The sequence below is a fragment of the Rudaea cellulosilytica DSM 22992 genome, from assembly GCF_000378125.1.
GTDB classification, from domain to species: Bacteria; Pseudomonadota; Gammaproteobacteria; order Xanthomonadales; family Rhodanobacteraceae; genus Rudaea; species Rudaea cellulosilytica.
Genome location: NZ_KB899241.1, coordinates 157285 through 173291, shown reverse-complemented (window position 1 = coordinate 173291; position 16007 = coordinate 157285). Strand labels below are relative to the sequence as shown.

The 16007-nt window shown below is 63.4% G+C and carries 16 protein-coding genes and 1 tRNA gene; 11 read left to right on the top strand and 6 right to left on the bottom strand.

Annotated elements, in window-relative coordinates:
• Nucleotides 1–159: 159 nt before the first annotated feature.
• Nucleotides 160–1128 carry an NHL repeat-containing protein gene (locus F455_RS0100855; protein ID WP_018971360.1) on the top strand — a complete coding sequence of 323 codons (969 nt, stop codon included), beginning with the start codon at nucleotides 160–162 and terminating at the stop codon, nucleotides 1126–1128.
• A gap of 130 nt (nucleotides 1129–1258) precedes the next feature.
• A complete protein-coding gene (locus F455_RS21700; RefSeq protein ID WP_083918742.1) occupies nucleotides 1259–3238 on the top strand; it encodes a beta-propeller fold lactonase family protein in 1980 nt (659 codons plus the stop codon).
• 57 nt (nucleotides 3239–3295) lie between these two features.
• Here F455_RS21700 and F455_RS0100845 read toward each other — a convergent pair whose 3' ends face one another.
• The 3 genes from F455_RS0100845 to F455_RS0100835 form a co-directional block, all read right to left on the bottom strand.
• On the bottom strand, nucleotides 3296–4699 hold the full coding sequence (locus F455_RS0100845) for a PhoH family protein (protein ID WP_018971358.1): 1404 nt from the start codon (nucleotides 4697–4699) through the stop codon (nucleotides 3296–3298).
• An 88-nt stretch (nucleotides 4700–4787) separates the two neighbouring features.
• A complete protein-coding gene (locus tag F455_RS0100840; RefSeq protein ID WP_018971357.1) occupies nucleotides 4788–5252 on the bottom strand; it encodes a peroxiredoxin in 465 nt (154 codons plus the stop codon).
• A gap of 15 nt (nucleotides 5253–5267) precedes the next feature.
• On the bottom strand, nucleotides 5268–5828 hold the full coding sequence (locus F455_RS0100835) for a glycine cleavage system transcriptional repressor (RefSeq protein WP_018971356.1): 561 nt from the start codon (nucleotides 5826–5828) through the stop codon (nucleotides 5268–5270).
• Between the two features lie 122 nt (nucleotides 5829–5950).
• Between F455_RS0100835 and dapA the strand changes: the two genes are divergently transcribed.
• Both dapA and F455_RS21695 read left to right on the top strand, forming a co-directional pair.
• A complete protein-coding gene (gene dapA / locus F455_RS0100830; RefSeq protein ID WP_018971355.1) occupies nucleotides 5951–6865 on the top strand; it encodes a 4-hydroxy-tetrahydrodipicolinate synthase in 915 nt (304 codons plus the stop codon).
• A gap of 183 nt (nucleotides 6866–7048) precedes the next feature.
• Complete coding sequence (locus F455_RS21695) at nucleotides 7049–7687, top strand: hypothetical protein (protein WP_018971354.1); 639 nt, start codon at nucleotides 7049–7051, stop codon at nucleotides 7685–7687.
• Nucleotides 7688–7772: 85 nt separating this feature from the next.
• On the opposite strand, the gene fdxA is transcribed toward F455_RS21695, so the two are convergent.
• Nucleotides 7773–8096, bottom strand: a complete 324-nt coding sequence (gene fdxA, locus F455_RS0100820; RefSeq protein WP_018971353.1) for a ferredoxin FdxA — start codon at nucleotides 8094–8096, stop codon at nucleotides 7773–7775.
• A 225-nt stretch (nucleotides 8097–8321) separates the two neighbouring features.
• Nucleotides 8322–8397, bottom strand: a tRNA-Glu gene (locus F455_RS0100815).
• Between the two features lie 106 nt (nucleotides 8398–8503).
• Between F455_RS0100815 and pcnB the strand changes: the two genes are divergently transcribed.
• From pcnB to panD, 5 genes are all read left to right on the top strand, one after another.
• Nucleotides 8504–9892: a polynucleotide adenylyltransferase PcnB gene (pcnB, locus tag F455_RS0100810; RefSeq protein ID WP_026292932.1), complete on the top strand. Its 1389-nt coding sequence runs from the start codon at nucleotides 8504–8506 to the stop codon at nucleotides 9890–9892.
• Nucleotides 9893–9902: 10 nt separating this feature from the next.
• Nucleotides 9903–10397 (top strand): 2-amino-4-hydroxy-6-hydroxymethyldihydropteridine diphosphokinase, encoded by a 495-nt coding sequence (gene folK, locus F455_RS0100805; RefSeq protein WP_018971351.1) that lies wholly within the window; start codon nucleotides 9903–9905, stop codon nucleotides 10395–10397.
• A gap of 79 nt (nucleotides 10398–10476) precedes the next feature.
• Nucleotides 10477–11298 carry a 3-methyl-2-oxobutanoate hydroxymethyltransferase gene (gene panB / locus F455_RS0100800; protein ID WP_018971350.1) on the top strand — a complete coding sequence of 274 codons (822 nt, stop codon included), beginning with the start codon at nucleotides 10477–10479 and terminating at the stop codon, nucleotides 11296–11298.
• Nucleotides 11299–11303: 5 nt separating this feature from the next.
• Entirely contained in the window at nucleotides 11304–12218 is a 915-nt protein-coding gene (gene panC, locus F455_RS0100795; protein WP_018971349.1) for a pantoate--beta-alanine ligase, read from the top strand.
• A 366-nt stretch (nucleotides 12219–12584) separates the two neighbouring features.
• Entirely contained in the window at nucleotides 12585–12965 is a 381-nt protein-coding gene (panD, locus tag F455_RS0100790; RefSeq protein ID WP_018971348.1) for an aspartate 1-decarboxylase, read from the top strand.
• Here panD and queG read toward each other — a convergent pair.
• Nucleotides 12925–14004: a tRNA epoxyqueuosine(34) reductase QueG gene (gene queG, locus F455_RS19250; protein WP_018971347.1), complete on the bottom strand. Its 1080-nt coding sequence runs from the start codon at nucleotides 14002–14004 to the stop codon at nucleotides 12925–12927. The two genes, panD and queG, sit on opposite strands and share 41 nt — an antisense overlap.
• 22 nt (nucleotides 14005–14026) lie before the next feature.
• Here queG and F455_RS0100780 point away from each other — a divergent pair, with 22 nt between their 5' ends.
• The gene (locus tag F455_RS0100780; protein WP_018971346.1) at nucleotides 14027–15508 is read left to right on the top strand and encodes a bifunctional ADP-dependent NAD(P)H-hydrate dehydratase/NAD(P)H-hydrate epimerase; all 1482 of its coding nucleotides are present in this window, start codon (nucleotides 14027–14029) and stop codon (nucleotides 15506–15508) included.
• Nucleotides 15505–15993 carry a tRNA (adenosine(37)-N6)-threonylcarbamoyltransferase complex ATPase subunit type 1 TsaE gene (gene tsaE / locus F455_RS0100775; RefSeq protein ID WP_018971345.1) on the top strand — a complete coding sequence of 163 codons (489 nt, stop codon included), beginning with the start codon at nucleotides 15505–15507 and terminating at the stop codon, nucleotides 15991–15993. Before F455_RS0100780 ends, tsaE begins: the two co-directional genes overlap by 4 nt.
• The last annotated feature ends 14 nt before the right edge of the window (nucleotides 15994–16007 follow it).

The following is a 16007-nucleotide window of genomic DNA, read 5'->3' as shown; positions in this document are numbered from 1 at the left end:
GCTTCCGCGGCCTATCTACGCCCGTGCGGGATGTGATTGCCTGTCCGGGTCTCGCTCTTTGCTTTCGGCATGCGTTGTGCTAGGCTGAACGCGCCTGTCGCTGAAACTTAGCGATTGGCTGACGATTACCAATAATTACTACTACAAAAATAAAATCCGATGGCTTTGCGCGCCTTCATCGCCGCGAGTTTGCTCGTTGTCGCCGGTTTGTGCCGCGCGCAGGGTGTTGCCTACACCGCGGGTGAGCCGTCGACGATTGACAATTCGCAGATGATTTACAGGGTCGATCTTACGACGAGGTCGACTGTGCCTGTGGGATCAGCCGGGCTGTACAACGCCGATCCAACCAATCCGTTCTTGCTGATCAGCGGTCTGACGTTCGGCACGGATCAGAAACTGTACGCCGTCGGGCTGCCGCTCAAGGCATCCCAACCGCTACTGGTGACCTTGAATCCGGTGTCCGGCAGCGCTTCGGTCGTGGGCCCACTCAGCGGCTTTGCGGGGACTCCTTCCGCCGCGAGTCTGTCACTCTCATTCAGTTGCGATGGCCGTTTATGGATGGCCTCGTCCGAAAACAACAATTTCTGGGAAGTGACACCGACCAACGGACAGACGCGCCTGGTCGGCAACCTCGGCGTGAAGCTGACCAGCTTGGCGGCTAAAGGCGGCACGCTGTATGGCTTCGGCGGCAGCGGCAACGCGAACCTCTACAGTATCAATATGAGCACGGCTACGGCCGGCGCAATCGGTGCATACGGCATCGCCGTGCCGAATCCGGTGGATGGTGCATTCGACGCCTCGGGAACGCTTTGGAGTCTGCTGCGCAATTACAACGATCTCAACAACTCGCCATTGCCGAGCCAGCTCAATACGCTGGCCCAGATCGATCCGGCGAAAGGCACGATGTCGACGCTCGGCACGATTGCGGATCCGAAGACCAACCCCTTGTATAAGTCGAGAATGCGCGGATTGGCGATCGCGCCTCCCGTCTGCGTGGATCCGCCGCCGCCTACGGCGACGGTCGGCGCGCCCATGCTGTCGCCGATGGGTCTTGGTGCGTTGGTCGCTTCGATGTTCGCTGCCGCCTTGCTCGGGCTGCGTGGGCGTCGTCGAAACGGATTCCTCTGAGTTCGGCGTCGCGTTGCGCCGTGGCCGGAACGCGAACTGAACGATACCGGCAACGAGGCTGATCGCGCCGCAGCCGTTGCCGGTTTTGACGTATCATTCCGCGCTCGTAGTCCGAACACAGGTGCAAGCAATGAGCAACGCGTCCAGCGCGGGGTTGCCGAAAGTGTCGCTGGGTTGGTCTGGCGCAATCGATTCCTCGAGAAGATTCCGTAACGCGAGGCGCTCCCTTGCAAGCTTGTGTCTGGCCTTGTGCGCGCCCGCGGCATTCGCCGCGCCGTTCAACTATGTTGCCAATTATTCGAGCAACACCGTCTCGGTCGTCGATCTGTCGACGAATCAGATAGTAGCGACGGTTCCGCAGACGGTTGCGGCGACGACGACGGCGGCGGCGACACCAGGTATCGGTGTGGGACCGCTTGGAGTCGCGATCAATCCCGCGGGAACGCGCGTATATGTCGCCAATTACGGTGACAGCACCGACTTGAAGACGAACGGCACGATAGCCGTCGTCGATTCCGATCCGACTTCGGCCACGCTCAACACGGTCATCGCCACGATCACCGTCGGCGTGCGGCCGGAGATCGTCGCGGTGAATCCGGCGGGTACGGCGGCCTACGTCACCAACAGCGTGGGCAATACGGTGTCGGTGATCGATACCGCGACGAACAAACAGACGACCACCATCCCCGTCCCGGGTGTGCCGATCGGCGTCGCGTTCACGCCCGATGGGAAAAAGGCCTACGTCACCCTTGCCGACAAGAGTCGAGTGGTTGCGATCGACACGACCAGCAACACCGCTGCAAGTACCACGATTGCGTTGAGCCTTGGCAATCCGGTCGGTATCGTGGTGAATCCGGCGGGCACCTTCGCCTACGTTGCGGATTACGGTGCGGGTGACAGCGGACAGGCCGGCAAAGTCTCTGTAATCGACGTGACCAAGGATGTCGAAGTCGCAACGATACCGGTAGGCATCGGCCCGATCGGCATGGCAATGGCTCCCGACGGTAGCCATGTCTACGTTTCCAACTATCAGAGCGGCACCGTTTCGATCATCGACACGGTGACCAACAAAGTGACCGCGGAAATGATAGTCGGCTCGTTGCCGCTCGGAATATCGGTGGATTCAAACGGCGCGTTTGCGTACGTAAACCTCTCGGGCGGCAATGGCGTGGCGATTCTCGATCTGAGTGCGAACATCGTGCGTGGACCAATCACGGTCGGCTCGGTGCCGAACTACAGTGCGGTCACCAGTTCGGCCGGCCTGACGGTGAATCTGAACCAGCATGGTCTCACCGGTGCCTGGTACAACCAGAGCACGAGTGGGCAGGGCATCGTCCTCGAATCCACCGCCGATGCAAATGGCGCGGGCCACGGCAGGCTGTTTGCAGGCTGGTTCACCTACGACGTCACCGCCGCAGGAGGACAGCGCTGGTATTCGTTGCAGGGCGACGTGAGCAGCACCGACAAGATGGCAGCGCTGACGATCTACACGGGGACCGGTGGCAATTTCGCCGCCGCTCCTAGCGTGTCGCCGGTTGCGGTCGGGCAGGCGACCCTGCAGTTCACCGACTGTACGCACGGCCTGCTGCGTTATACCTTCAGCGACGGCAGCAATCGCCAGGGCTTCATCGGCCTGACCCGATTGACCGGAGGCGCAACCTGTACGGCAAGCGGTGACAGCGGCATGGCCGTTGCTGCCGATCGGTATTCCGGTAGTTGGTATAATCCGAGCACGAGCGGACAAGGTTTGATTCTGACTCCCTACACTACGAGTCAGGGCTCCTCCCTTTTCGGTAGCTGGTTTACCTACACGCCAAATGGACAGCAGACCGGCGGTGGCGCAAGCCAAAGTTGGTTCACGCTGCAGACCAAACAAGCCGGACCGAGTGACAGCTCGTACACCGCGGACATTCTCGCCGGCACCGGCGGTGCCTTCATGACCCCGCCCGGCAGCAACTACAAGACGGTCACCGTTGGCACCGCCAACGTCGCGTTCACGACCTGCACGACGATGAGCATCACCTACAGCTTCACCGACGGTGTGAACAAGGGGCTCAGCGGCACGCTGCCCTTAGTCCGCCTGGGACAGCCGCCTGCAGGTTGCCAGTAATTCAAAAAAACGGCCGCATGCAGCGGCCGTTTTTCTTTGTGTGGGACAAAGACGAACCTACAGCATTTCCGAAGCGTAGTCGGCCAGCCGCGAGCGCTCGCCGCGGCGCAAGGTGACGTGAGCGGAATGTTGCCAATCCTTGAAGCGATCGACCCCGTAGGTGAGGCCCGAGGTCGTCTCAGTCAGGTAGGGCGTGTCGATCTGCTCGACATTGCCGAGGCAGACGATCTTCGTGCCGGGGCCGGCGCGCGTGATCAGCGTCTTCATCTGCTTCGAGGTCAGATTCTGCGCCTCGTCGATAATCAAGTAGCGACTCAAGAATGTTCGACCGCGCATGAAGTTCATCGCGCGGATCTTGATGCGCGAGGCGAGCAGATCGTTGGTTGCCTGCCGGCCCCAGGCGCCGCCTTCCTGCGGCGTTGCAAGCACTTCGAGGTTGTCGGTCAGCGCGCCCATCCACGGTGTCATCTTCTCCTCCTCGGTGCCGGGCAGGAAGCCGATGTCTTCGCCGACCGAAACCGTCGCGCGCGTCATGATGATCTCGCGGTAGCGCTGCGTGTCCATCGTCTGCGCGAGGCCTGCGGCGAGCGCGAGAAGGGTCTTGCCGGTGCCGGCCGTGCCGAGCAGGGAGACAAAATCGACTTCCGGGTCCATCAGCGCGTTGAGTGCGAAATTCTGCTCGCGGTTGCGCGCGTGCACGCCCCAGACCGCGTGCGAGCCGCGGTAGTCGTCGATGATTTGCAGTGTGGCTTTGCCGTCGACGACGCGCAGCACGCGCATCTCGATCTCGTCCTCGCCGGGCAAATAGACGAATTCCTGCGCGACCCAGGCCTCGTCCTTCTTCAGCTTGATCTCGTAGAACGTGTGGCCACGCTCGGACCACGAACGCACTTCGGAATGCTTCTCCCAGAAGTTCGCCGGCAGTTCGTTGTAGCCCTTGTAGAGCAGGCTGAAGTCGTCGAGCGCACGATCGTTCTCGTAGTCCTCGGCTTGGATGCCGTAGATCGAGGCTTTAATGCGCAGGTTGATGTCCTTCGACACGAGCACGACGGGCACGTCGGGCCGCTGCTCGCGCAAGTCGACGATCGAGGCGAGGATGAGGTTGTCTGGGATGCCTTTTTTCTTCGCCGCCGCGCCGTTGATCGGGGTGAAGTTCTGCGTCTGGAAGTAAAGATGGCCGACCTGCGCACCTTTCTTCTTCAGCTGCAGCGTCTTCGGCAGGCGCAGTTCGAGGCCGCCTTCGATCGACTTGCCGTTGCCTTGCTCGATCAGTTCGTTGATGAAACGACTGACCTGGCGGACGTTGCGGGAGACTTCCGAAGTGCCTTTCTTCGCCGCATCGAGTTCCTCGAGCACCGTCATCGGCAGGAACACGTCATGTTCCTCGAAGCGGAACAGGGCAGTCGGATCGTGCATCAGCACGTTGGTGTCGAGTACGTAGATGCGCTTGCCTCGGGTCATGCGATGGCTACCCTCGTCGGTCGGTGGAAAGGAGCGATGCGGCCGCAGCGTGCGGCAGGAATGTGACAGCTGAACGATGCCGGTTGGCTCACTTGCGCTCGGCGTCGAGTGCTTCGAGCACGGCGCGGGCATGGTCTTTCACCTTGACCCCGCGCCATTCGCGCCTGAGTTTGCCGTCAGGACCGATCAGGAAAGTCGAGCGCACCACGCCGAGGTGACGCTTGCCGTAGAGCACCTTCTCGTGGATCACATCGAACGCCTTGCACCAAGTTTCGTCGACGTCGGCAACGAGCTCGAAATTGAGTGCTTGCTTGAGCTTGAACTTGCCGTGCGAGGTGAGCGAGTCGCGCGAGACGCCGAGCACGACGGCGTCGCGTTTGGCGAAGTCCTTCTTGTGATCGCGGAAGTCTTGCGCTTCGAGCGTACAACCCGGCGTCGCGTCCTTCGGATAGAAATACACGATGACGTACTTGCCCTTGAGGTCGCGCAGGCGGATCTCCTCGTCGTCGCCGACGGCGCCGCGCAGGTCTGGAATTTTGTCGCCGACTTTCATGTGCGGTTCGTCACCTCAGAATTTCATTGGGTCCATGATCGCGTCGAGATTGAGTCCGTCGCAGAACTCGAGGAAGTCGTCGCGCAACCCGGCGATGTGCGTGTCGGACGGAATGCCGATCGTGATCTGCGCCGAAAACATGTCCGCGCCGGTCTGCATCGCGCGATAGCGCGTCGACTGCAATTGCTCGATGCTGATCTGATGGCGTTGAAAGAACTCGGCGAGCTGGTAAAGGATACCGGGCTTGTCGGCCGCTACGACCTCGACGACGTAGGGCAGGAGGTTGGTCTGGACGGGCTTTGCGCCGGTGCGCGAATAGGACAGGCGCATGCGTTCCTCGCGTTCGAGGCGGGCGAGAGCGGATTCGAGTTTCGCGATCGCATCCCACGGCCCCTGGGCGAGCACGAGCACGGCGGCTTCCTGGCCGAGCATCGCCACACGCGATTCGGCAAGGGTGCAACTGCTGTCGGCGATGCGTTTGGCGATGGCGACCAGCGGGGATTTGGCGTGCTCCGCGAACGCGCTGATCAACAGGTAGTTTTCGTTCGCGGCGGGGCGTTGCGTTGCGTCGGTCAAGGCAAGGCCGTCCTGATGGTTCTTGGGCCCGTGGGCATGCGGCCAGAATACTTGCCACGCCTCCTACCCGCAAGTAACATCGCCAGTCCCTTGAAATCCCCGCGTTTCGCAACGAGCACGCCTTGAAGAGCATCGCCGGAAGCATCTGCGCTCTCGCCACTCCGTTTCGCGGAGGCGCGGTCGATTTCGATGCCTTCTCTCGATTGATCGATTTCCAGCTCGAAGGTGGAACTCAAGGGCTCGTCGTTGCCGGCTCCACCGGCGAAGCGCATGCACTTGAGACTACCGAATACGACCAGTTGCTTCGGCACGCCGTCTCCCGTGCCGGCGGGCGCGCGACGATCCTCGCCGGCACTGGCACGGCGAATACGCGCAAGACGATTGAGCTGACCCGCCGCGCGCAAGGACTCGGGGCGGAGGCGGCACTTGTTGTCACGCCTTATTACGTCCGCCCGACCCAGGAAGGCTTGCTGCGGCACTACACCGAAGTCGCCGATCGCGGCGGCCTGCCCGTGGTGCTGTACAACGTCCCGGGACGCACCGGCTGTGACCTCAAGCCTGACACCGTGGCGAAGCTGGCGCTGCACGATCGTATCGTCGGCATCAAGGAAGCGGTCGGCGACGTCGAGCGCGTTGCCGCGCTGGCCGCACTCAACGGTCCCCAGTTCGTTTTCCTGAGCGGCGATGATCCGACCGGCATGGCTGCGATGCTGGCCGGCGCCGAAGGCGTAATCTCGGTTGCGGTCAACGCCGCGCCGCGACCGTTCCGTGCGCTGTGCGATGCTGCGCGCGCCGGCGATCGCGCGCAGGCGCAGGCAATGCACGACGCGCTGATGCCGCTGTTCGATCTGCTCGGCGTGGAACCGAACCCGATTCCGCTCAAATGGGCGCTTGCCCATCTCGGCATCGGCACGAGCGAACTGCGCCTGCCACTGACGACGTTGTCGGCTGCGTACCACGGGCGCGCCCGCAGCGTGCTCGACACGGTGATGCAGCTTGCCGCGTCGATTCAGCCGCGGCACAGCAGCGCAGCTTAAAATTGAGCGGTTTGAAGAACGGCTCGTCCGGTACAGGATGTACCAGCGCATCAGGTGCTTTGCGCTTGATGCGACAAATGTGGCGGCTTTGCCGCGGCCATTTGTTTGCCCGATCCAATCAAAATCGGGCGGCAGGATGCCCGATTTGCAACTAAACTATCCCCCCATTTCAGGATTGCAACCGTGAAGCGCCATTTTCTTGTCCGTTGGTCCGTTCCGACGCTCATCGTTGCCACCGCCCTGCTCGGCGGCTGCGGCTGGTTCCACCGCGATCGCGCCGAGTACTACAAGGGCGTGCAGGAAACCCGTCCGCTCGAAGTCCCGCCCGATCTCGATGCGCCGCCGACGACGCGCGAACTCGTCGTTCCGGGCACCACGGCACCTGCGGCGGGCGCGTCCTCAGCCGCGGGCGTCAGCAGCGCACCACCGACGACGGCCGTGGTCTCTGGGCCGGTGGATCTGCATATCGCCGATTCGGTCGACAACGCCTACCAGCGTGTTGGTCTCGCGCTCGAGCGCGTCCAGCTCGGCAAGGTGGCGAGCAAGGACGATGCGGCGCATAGCTACGCCTACGATTTCGACGGCGCAGTCACCAACCAGCCTGCCGCACCGAAGGAGCATCACTGGTATTCGCGCATCCTGCACCCGTTCGGCGGCGGCAGCGACAAGGCGCAGACGCAAAGTGTGAAGGCGGCGTTGCGCGTCAACGTCAGCGAGGATGCGGGGGGCTCGCGCGTCAGCGTCGTGCCGGCGCCGGGCGACAAGTCGGGCGAAGCCGCCGCGCAGCGCGTGATCGCGGCCTTGCGCGAACGCTTGTCCTGAGTGTCGAAGCATTGAGGCAAAAAAAGAAGGGCGCGAATAAGTCGCGCCCTTTTTCATTTTGCGGAAGACAATTTCGGATCGAGTTTCAACGCTCCAACAGCGGCAGCTTGTCCGGCTTGCCATCCCATTCCTTCGCATCGGACGGAGCATCCTTGCGTACGGTCAGCACGGGCCACGACTTTGAAAGCTCCGCATTGAGCTGGACGAACTGCTCCTGGCCAGCCGGCACGTCGTCTTCCGGATAGATCGCGTTCGCCGGGCATTCCGGCTCACACAGCGTGCAGTCGATGCACTCTTCCGGATCGATCACGAGAAAGTTCGGCCCTTCGTGGAAACAATCCACCGGGCAGACTTCCACGCAGTCGGTGTACTTGCACTTGATGCAGTTTTCGGTGACGACGAAAGGCATGATCGAATAAGAGGTGCTTTTTTGTGCTGGATAGAACGGCTTTTCGGCTAGAAGCGTCGCGAGCGAAGGCGCTCAACCGTGGCAAAAATCGCTTTCGAGCGTAACGAGTGAAGGGAATTTGCGCGCGCACGGAGCGCAGGATGCGGAGTGTACTCACGGTACATGAGCAATCCGAGCACCGTACGCGCGCAAATTACCGAGCGCAGTAGCTCCAAAGTGTTTTTTTGGCGCTCCCAAGGGGATTCGAACCCCTGTTTAGGCCTTGAGAGGGCCCCGTCCTAGGCCTCTAGACGATGGGAGCGGATTGGGTCTGTGCCGCAAGCGCGTTAGTATATCGTTTTCACCGGCCGCGAAACAGGTGCCCACGCGTCCGCAGCTGTCTGCAAGAAGAACCGAAAACAACAAGAATGACCGAGACTGTCCCATCCAGCCCCAGCGCCGCCGTAGCGGTGAATCTGCGCGTCATTCCGCGCGAACAGCACACGATCTCGCGCAAGAACATTTCTTCGGGCGCACTGCGCGTGCTCTATCGCCTCAACGAAGCCGGTTTTTCCGCCTTCCTCGTCGGTGGTGCGGTGCGCGACCTGCTGCTCGGCGGGCGGCCGAAGGATTTCGACGTGGCGACCAACGCCACGCCCGAGGACGTCAAGCGCCTGTTCCGCAACTGTCGTCTGATCGGACGTCGTTTCCGCCTCGCCCACGTCGTGTTCGGCAACGAGATCGTCGAGGTCGCCACGTTCCGCGGTTCCAGCGATGACGGCACCGGCGATCGCCACGTCGTCGACGGCCGCATCGTGCGTGACAACGTCTACGGCACGATCGAGGAAGACGCAGTGCGCCGCGACTTCACCGTCAACGCGCTGTATTACGACATCGCCGATTTCTCCGTGCGCGACTACGTCGGCGGCTACGAGGATCTGATGCGGCGCGAGCTGCGCCTGATCGGCGATCCCGTGTTGCGCTATCGCGAGGATCCGGTGCGCATGCTGCGCGCGGTACGCCTCGCGGCCAAACTCGAGTTCACGATCGCGGCCGATGCGCGTGCGCCGTTCGACGAGCTCGGCGAGTTGTTGCTGCAGGCACCGCCAGCGCGACTGTTCGACGAGTCGCTGAAGATGTTCATGGCCGGCAGCGGGCTGAAGAGCTTCCGCGCACTCGATGCCTCCGGTCTGCTCGCCGACGTCTATCCTTTGACCGCGCGCGCACTGGCGATCCGTAGCGGCGCGACGTTCCGCGCGATGATCGAGCAGGGCATGGCCAACACCGACGCGCGTGTCGCCGAGGGCAAGCCGGTGACGCCGGCGTTTCTGTTCGCGATCCTGCTCTGGGGGCCGGTACGGGCGCAGGTCGAAAAGGAACTTGCGCGCGGCACGGACATGAATCTGGCATGGATTCGCATCGGCAACCTCGTGATGAACGAGCAGTCGAAACACGTCGCCATACCGCGTCGGTTCGCGCTCGCGATCGAGGAAATCTGGTCGCTGCAGCCGCGCTTCGAGAATAGGCAGAAGAAACGCGTGTTCCGCCTGCTCGCGCACCCGCGTTTCCGCGCAGCCTACGATTTTCTTCTCCTGCGCACTGGCGAAAGCGCCGAGACTGCCGCACTGGCGGAGTGGTGGACGCAGGCGCAGACGCTGGAGCACGACGATTTGGCCGCGCAGATGAACTCGATGCCGGCAGCACCGGCCGTCGCCACCGAAGACGCAAGCGACGCCGTCGCGGCTGCTCCGAAAAAACGTCCACGCCGTCGCCGCAAGCGGCCGCCCGGTGACGCCGTGCAGGCGCCGTCCGAGTAGTCGAAGCACCGTGGTTACCGCCTACATCGGCCTCGGCAGCAATCTCGACGTCCCGGACAGACAGGTCGAGCGTGCGCTGCTCGAACTGGATGCGTTACCGCAAACGCGGCTCGTCGCGCGCTCGCGTCTCTATCGCACCGCGCCCTGGGGAGGCGTCGAGCAGCCGGACTTCATCAACGCGGTGGCGCAGCTGGAAACCGGGCTCGACGCACAGACGCTGATGCGCGAGTTGCTCGCGATCGAGCAGCGCGCTGGTCGCCGCCGCGACGGCGAGCGCAACGGCCCGCGCGTACTCGACCTCGACCTGCTGCTCTACGGTAGCGGATGCATCAAGGGCGCCGACCTGCAGGTGCCGCATCCGCGCCTGCACGAGCGCGCCTTCGTGCTCGTTCCGCTGGCCGAAATCGCGCCGGATCTCGCCGTGCCAGGACAAGGGCGGGTAGGTGAGCTGTTGGCGCGAGCCGGTGCGACTCATGGCGTCGCTCCGGTGGACAGCGCGACTTGAGGCTCCCTTGAATTGCGGCGCCGCACCACGCATCTAGGCGATTCGATACACTACGCGGCCCGCGTCCGCCGAGCGCCCCATGTCCGCCCAACCCCAATCCGCTGCCAAGCCGCCCGTCACCGCGCCGCGGTTGTTCGAGATGAAGGCCGCCGGCGAGAAGATCGTCATGCTGACCGCCTACGATGCCGGCTTCGCCGCGCAGTGTGAAGCGGCGGGCGTCGATACGGTGCTCGTCGGCGATTCCCTCGGCAACGTCGTGCAGGGGCGCGAGAGCACCCTGCCGGTGACCCTCGACGACATGGTCTACCACACCGCGGCGGTGAAGCGCGGCCTGGCCACGCCGCTGCTGATCGCGGACCTGCCGTTCATGACCTATCGCGACGTCGACACCGCGCTGCGCTCGTCCGCGCGCCTTGTCGCCGAGGGGGGCGCGGCGATGGTCAAGCTCGAGGGCGCCGATTACGTGCTCGAGGTGATCGATGCGCTCGACCGTCGCCAGATACCCGTCTGTGCGCATCTCGGCCTGACGCCGCAATCGGTGCACAAGTTCGGCGGCTATCGCGTGCAGGGCAAGACCAAGTCGGCGGCCGAGCGCCTGATCGCCGATGCGCATGCGGTCGAGCAAGCCGGCGCCTCGCTGCTCGTGCTCGAGTGCGTGCCGGCGGCGCTGGCGAAGACGATCACCGCCGAACTGCGCATCCCGACGATCGGCATCGGCGCCGGCGTCGACTGTGACGGCCAGGTGCTCGTGATCTACGACATGCTCGGTATCACACCTGGCAAGCGGCCGAAGTTCTCCAAGGATTTTCTCGCCGGCTCGGGCTCGGTTCTCGACGCGATCAAAGCCTATGCGAAGGCCGTGCGCAGCCGTGCGTTCCCGGCGCCCGAACATTCGTTCTGAGCACGATGGATACCGTCGCCACGGCAGTGGAATTGCGCGCACGCATCGCCGCATGGCGGCACGAAGGCGCGCGTGTGGGCCTGGTGCCGACGATGGGCAATCTGCACGAAGGGCATTTTTCCCTGATCGATTTGTGCCGCAGGCAAGTCGACCGTGTCATAGCCAGCGTGTTCGTCAATCCGACCCAGTTCGGGCCGAACGAGGACTTTGCTCGCTATCCGCGCACGCTGGCCCAGGATCAAGCGGGGCTTGCGGCGCACGGCTGCGACCTGGTGTTCGCACCGACGGTCGAGGAGATGTATCCGTTCGGCGTCGATCAGACCGTGCGCGTCGAAGTGCCCGTCGTATCCGCGCCGCTCGAAGGTGAGCGCCGCCCCGGCCATTTCGCCGGCGTCGCCACCGTGGTCACGAAACTGTTCAACCTCGTCCAGCCCGACGTCGCCGTGTTCGGGCGCAAGGACTACCAGCAACTGCTCGTGATCGAGCGCCTCGTGCGCGATCTGCGCCTGCCGATCGAGATCGTCGGCGCGCCCATCGTGCGCGAGGCGAACGGACTGGCCATGAGTTCGCGCAATCAGTACCTGTCGGCCGAGGAACGCGATCGCGCCAGCCTGATTCATTCCGTGCTGCTCGGCATGCAGGGCGAGGTGAACGTGGGCAGGCCGATCGCCGAGGTCGAGCGGCTGGCGGCGTCGATTCTCGAAAAAGCGGGCTTCGTTGCCGATTATGCCGTCGTGCGCTCGGCGCAAACCCTGCTCGAGCCAGCCGTCGGCCAGCGTGACGGATTGATCTCATTGATCGCGGCCCGGCTCGGCAAGACGCGGCTCATAGACAATATGCCGATCGACCCGAATGCCCCCATCCGGAGATTGTTTGAAGCGAATCACGTTCCCCCGACAAATTTGCTCACAAACCTGTAGCAAAAAAGTTTTTCGTGTGGTAAAGTCACCACCGTCATTGGGATTTTCGCAACGCGAGCTCGTTGCCCCAGTGCACGCAGGGCGCATGTTTGGTAATCGTCACTCTGACTTACAAACCCTCACTGGATTCAGTTGAGGGTTTTTTTTCGCCTGTGTGATTTGCCTATCCCATTGAAAGTGCTGGGGTACCTTGCAGATTGTTGCTATGCACCCAAATAGCGCGAGACAATTAGCGTTATTGCCGACAGGCTTCGCCTGCGGCAATGACTGTCGGCGTTGAAGCCGACCTCTGTGCGGCAGCTTAAAGCCGGCGATGAAGTCCCGGAATTTGACGAAGTTTGTTGTTTTTTTGCTACGGTGACGGTTATGCAGCTCAATATGCTCAAGGCGAAGATTCATCGGGCGACGGTGACTCACGCCGAATTGCACTATGAAGGTTCCTGTGCGATTGACGGGCGCCTGCTCGATATTTCCGGCATCCGCGAGTACGAGCAGATCCACATCTACAACGTCAACAACGGTGAGCGCTTTTCGACCTACGCGATCCGCGCGGACGAAGGCTCGGGCATCATCTCGATCAACGGCGCCGCCGCGCATCGCGCCGCACCGGGCGACATCATCATCATCTGCGCCTACGGCGTGTTGAACGAAGCTGAGGTCGCCAACTTCAAGCCGACCTTGGTCTACGTCGACCGCAAGAACGCTCTCAGCCACACGAAGAATTCGATTCCGAAGCAGGCGGCGTAAGCGCCCACAGCACGTGTTCGCGCACCAATGCCGAGGGGTGCTCCTTGCGCGTGGATAGCGCGGCGACGACTTCCTCGCTGTGCGGTGCATTGCCGAGCGCCACGGCGATATTGCGCAGCCAGCATTCGTAGCCGATGCGACGGATCGCCGAACCTTCGGTGTTTTTCAGAAACTCTTCCTCGCTCCAGGCAAACAACTCGACCAGCGTCGCGCTGTCGAGGCCATGGCGCGCAATGAAATCGGGTTCGGCGCTTTTCTGCGCGAACTTGTTCCAGGGGCAGACGAGCTGGCAATCGTCGCAGCCGTAGATGCGGTTGCCGATCGCGCGCCGGAATTCGACCGGGATGGAACCACGCAGCTCGATCGTCAGATACGAAATGCAGCGACGCGCATCGAGCTGGTTCGGCGCGATGATGGCCTGGGTCGGGCAGACGTCGATGCAGCGCGTACAGGTGCCGCAGTGCTCGCTTGCGGGGGCGTCCACCGGCAGCGGCAGGTCGGTGAACAGTTCGCCGAGAAAGAACCACGATCCCGCGCTGTGGTTGATCAGATTGGTGTGCTTGCCGATCCAGCCCAGGCCCGAGTTGCGCGCGAGTGCCTTTTCCATCACCGGTGCGGAATCGACAAACGCGCGGTAGCCGAACGGGCCGGTTTCAGCGGCGATGCGCTCGGCGAGCTTCTGCAGGCGCGCACGCAACAGCTTGTGGTAATCGCGACCGAGCGCATAGCGCGAGACATAGGCGAGCGAGGGGTCGTCGAGCACTTCCCAAGCGTCGCGCGCCTGCGGCGGGTCGTAGTCCATGCGCACCGAGATCACGCGCAGCGTACCGTCGTGGAGTTCGGCAGGGCGGCTGCGCTTCACGCCGTGACGCTGCATGTAGTCCATTTCGCCGTGGCGCTCCGCGGCCAGCCAGTTCAGCAGATGCGCTTCGTCGGCGCCGAGATCGGTTGCGCTGACGCCGACCTGCTGGAAGCCGAGTTCCACGCCCCAGCGCTTGATGCGCGCGGCGAGTTCGACGTAGTCGGTGGGCGAGGGCATAACCATAAGTATAATTGTTCGCATGAACGGTCACCCGCTCCATACCATTGCGCAGGTGCGCACACTGGAACGCATGGCGATCGATGCGTTGCGAATTCCCGGCGACGAGCTGATGCGTCGGGCCGGCGCTGCCGCGTGGGACCAATTGCGCTTGCGCTGGCCCGGTGCGCGCCGCATCGCCGTCCTTTGCGGAGTCGGCAACAACGGCGGCGACGGCTACGTTGTCGCCCGGCTCGCGCGTGATGAAGGTCTTGATGCGGTCGTGATCGCGCTTGGTTCGCCACGCGAAGGCAGCGAGGCTGCCCGGGCGCATGCGGATTGGTGTGCACGCGGCGGCGCCGCTCTGCCGCCGGATGGGCAATGGCCGCAAGCCGATGTCTACGTCGACGCACTGTTCGGCATCGGTCTTGCGCGCGCGGCCGACGGTGCCGCACGCAACCTGATCGAAAAGTTGAACGCGGTCGCCGCGCCCGTGCTGGCACTCGATGTGCCGTCGGGGCTGGACGCCGACACGGGATTTGCGTCCGGGCCGGTCGTGCGGGCGACGATGACGGTCACGTTCATCGCCGACAAGCGCGGATTGCACACCGGTGTCGCCGCAGACGTCGCCGGCGATGTGGTCGTTGATTCGCTTGGCCTGCCGAAAGAAATCCACGCAAATGAGTCTTGCGATACCTGTTTGCTCGACACCGCGATGATTGCCGCCGTCCTGCCGCCGCGCGCGCGCGACGGGCACAAAGGGCGCTATGGTCACGTGCTCGCCGTGGGCGGCGATCACGGCATGGGCGGAGCGATCCGCTTGGCAGGCGAAACGGCATTGCGCACGGGCGCAGGGCTCGTCAGCGTGGCGACGCGGGCCGAACATGTCACCGCGATCAATGCCGCACGTCCCGAGCTGATGGTGCACGCGGTGTCCGGCATCCAGGAATTGCAACCGCTGCTCGAGCGCGCCAGCGTGGTCGCCCTCGGCCCGGGCCTCGGTCGGCGCGCCTGGGGACATGCGCTCTGGCATGCGGCGATCGCGGCCGGCAAGCCACTGGTGCTCGATGCGGACGGGTTGAACCTGCTCGCGAACGACGGTGTGGCACTGCCGGCGCAGGCCGTATTGACGCCCCATCCCGGCGAGGCAGCGCGTCTGCTTGGCGTCGACATTGAAGCGATCGCACGCGATCGCTTCGCTGCCGCACGCGAGCTGGCCCGCCGGCATCACGCAGTCGTCGTGCTCAAGGGCGCGGGGACGCTGATCGCGAATCCAGGCGGCGATATCGCCGTCTGTCCTTGGGGCAACCCGGGCATGGCGACGGGTGGCATGGGCGATGCGCTGACCGGAGTGATCGCGAGCCTGCTCGCCCAGGGGTTCGATGCGTGGGGTGCAGCTTGGACGGGCGTGGCCTTGCATGCGCGCGCAGGCGACGTTGCGGCGCGCGACGGCGAAGCAGGTCTGATCGCGAGCGATCTGCTCGGGCCACTACGTCGCCTGCGCAACAATTTTGCCGCGGCATGAGCGGCCGATTCAAAACAGAGTTGGACGAAGTCGAGCTGGACGAGGCCGGACTGGTCGCGCTCGCACAACGTCTCGCCGGGCGACTCGAAGATGGCGGCGTGATCCATCTGCGTGGCGACCTCGGCGCGGGCAAGACCACGTTTGCGCGTGCCTTGCTCGGTGCGCTCGGTGTGGGCACGCGGATCAAGAGTCCAACCTACAGCCTGATCGAGTCGTATGAAGTGCGCGGCCTGCCGATCCATCACCTTGACCTGTACCGGATCGCGGCGCCGGAGGAACTGGAATTCCTCGGTTTGTCGGATCTGGCCGTGGCGCGATTCCTGTTGCTTGCCGAGTGGCCGGAGCGCGGCGGCGACGCGCTGCCCGCGCCGGACTTGATCGTGCATCTGGCGCATGCCGGCCCGAGAAGGCGGCTGCGGCTGGAATCAGAAACAGCGCGCGGCGCGCGCTGGCTTGGCATCCTTAGTGGTCAGACTTCGGGCTGAGCACAATCTCTAGT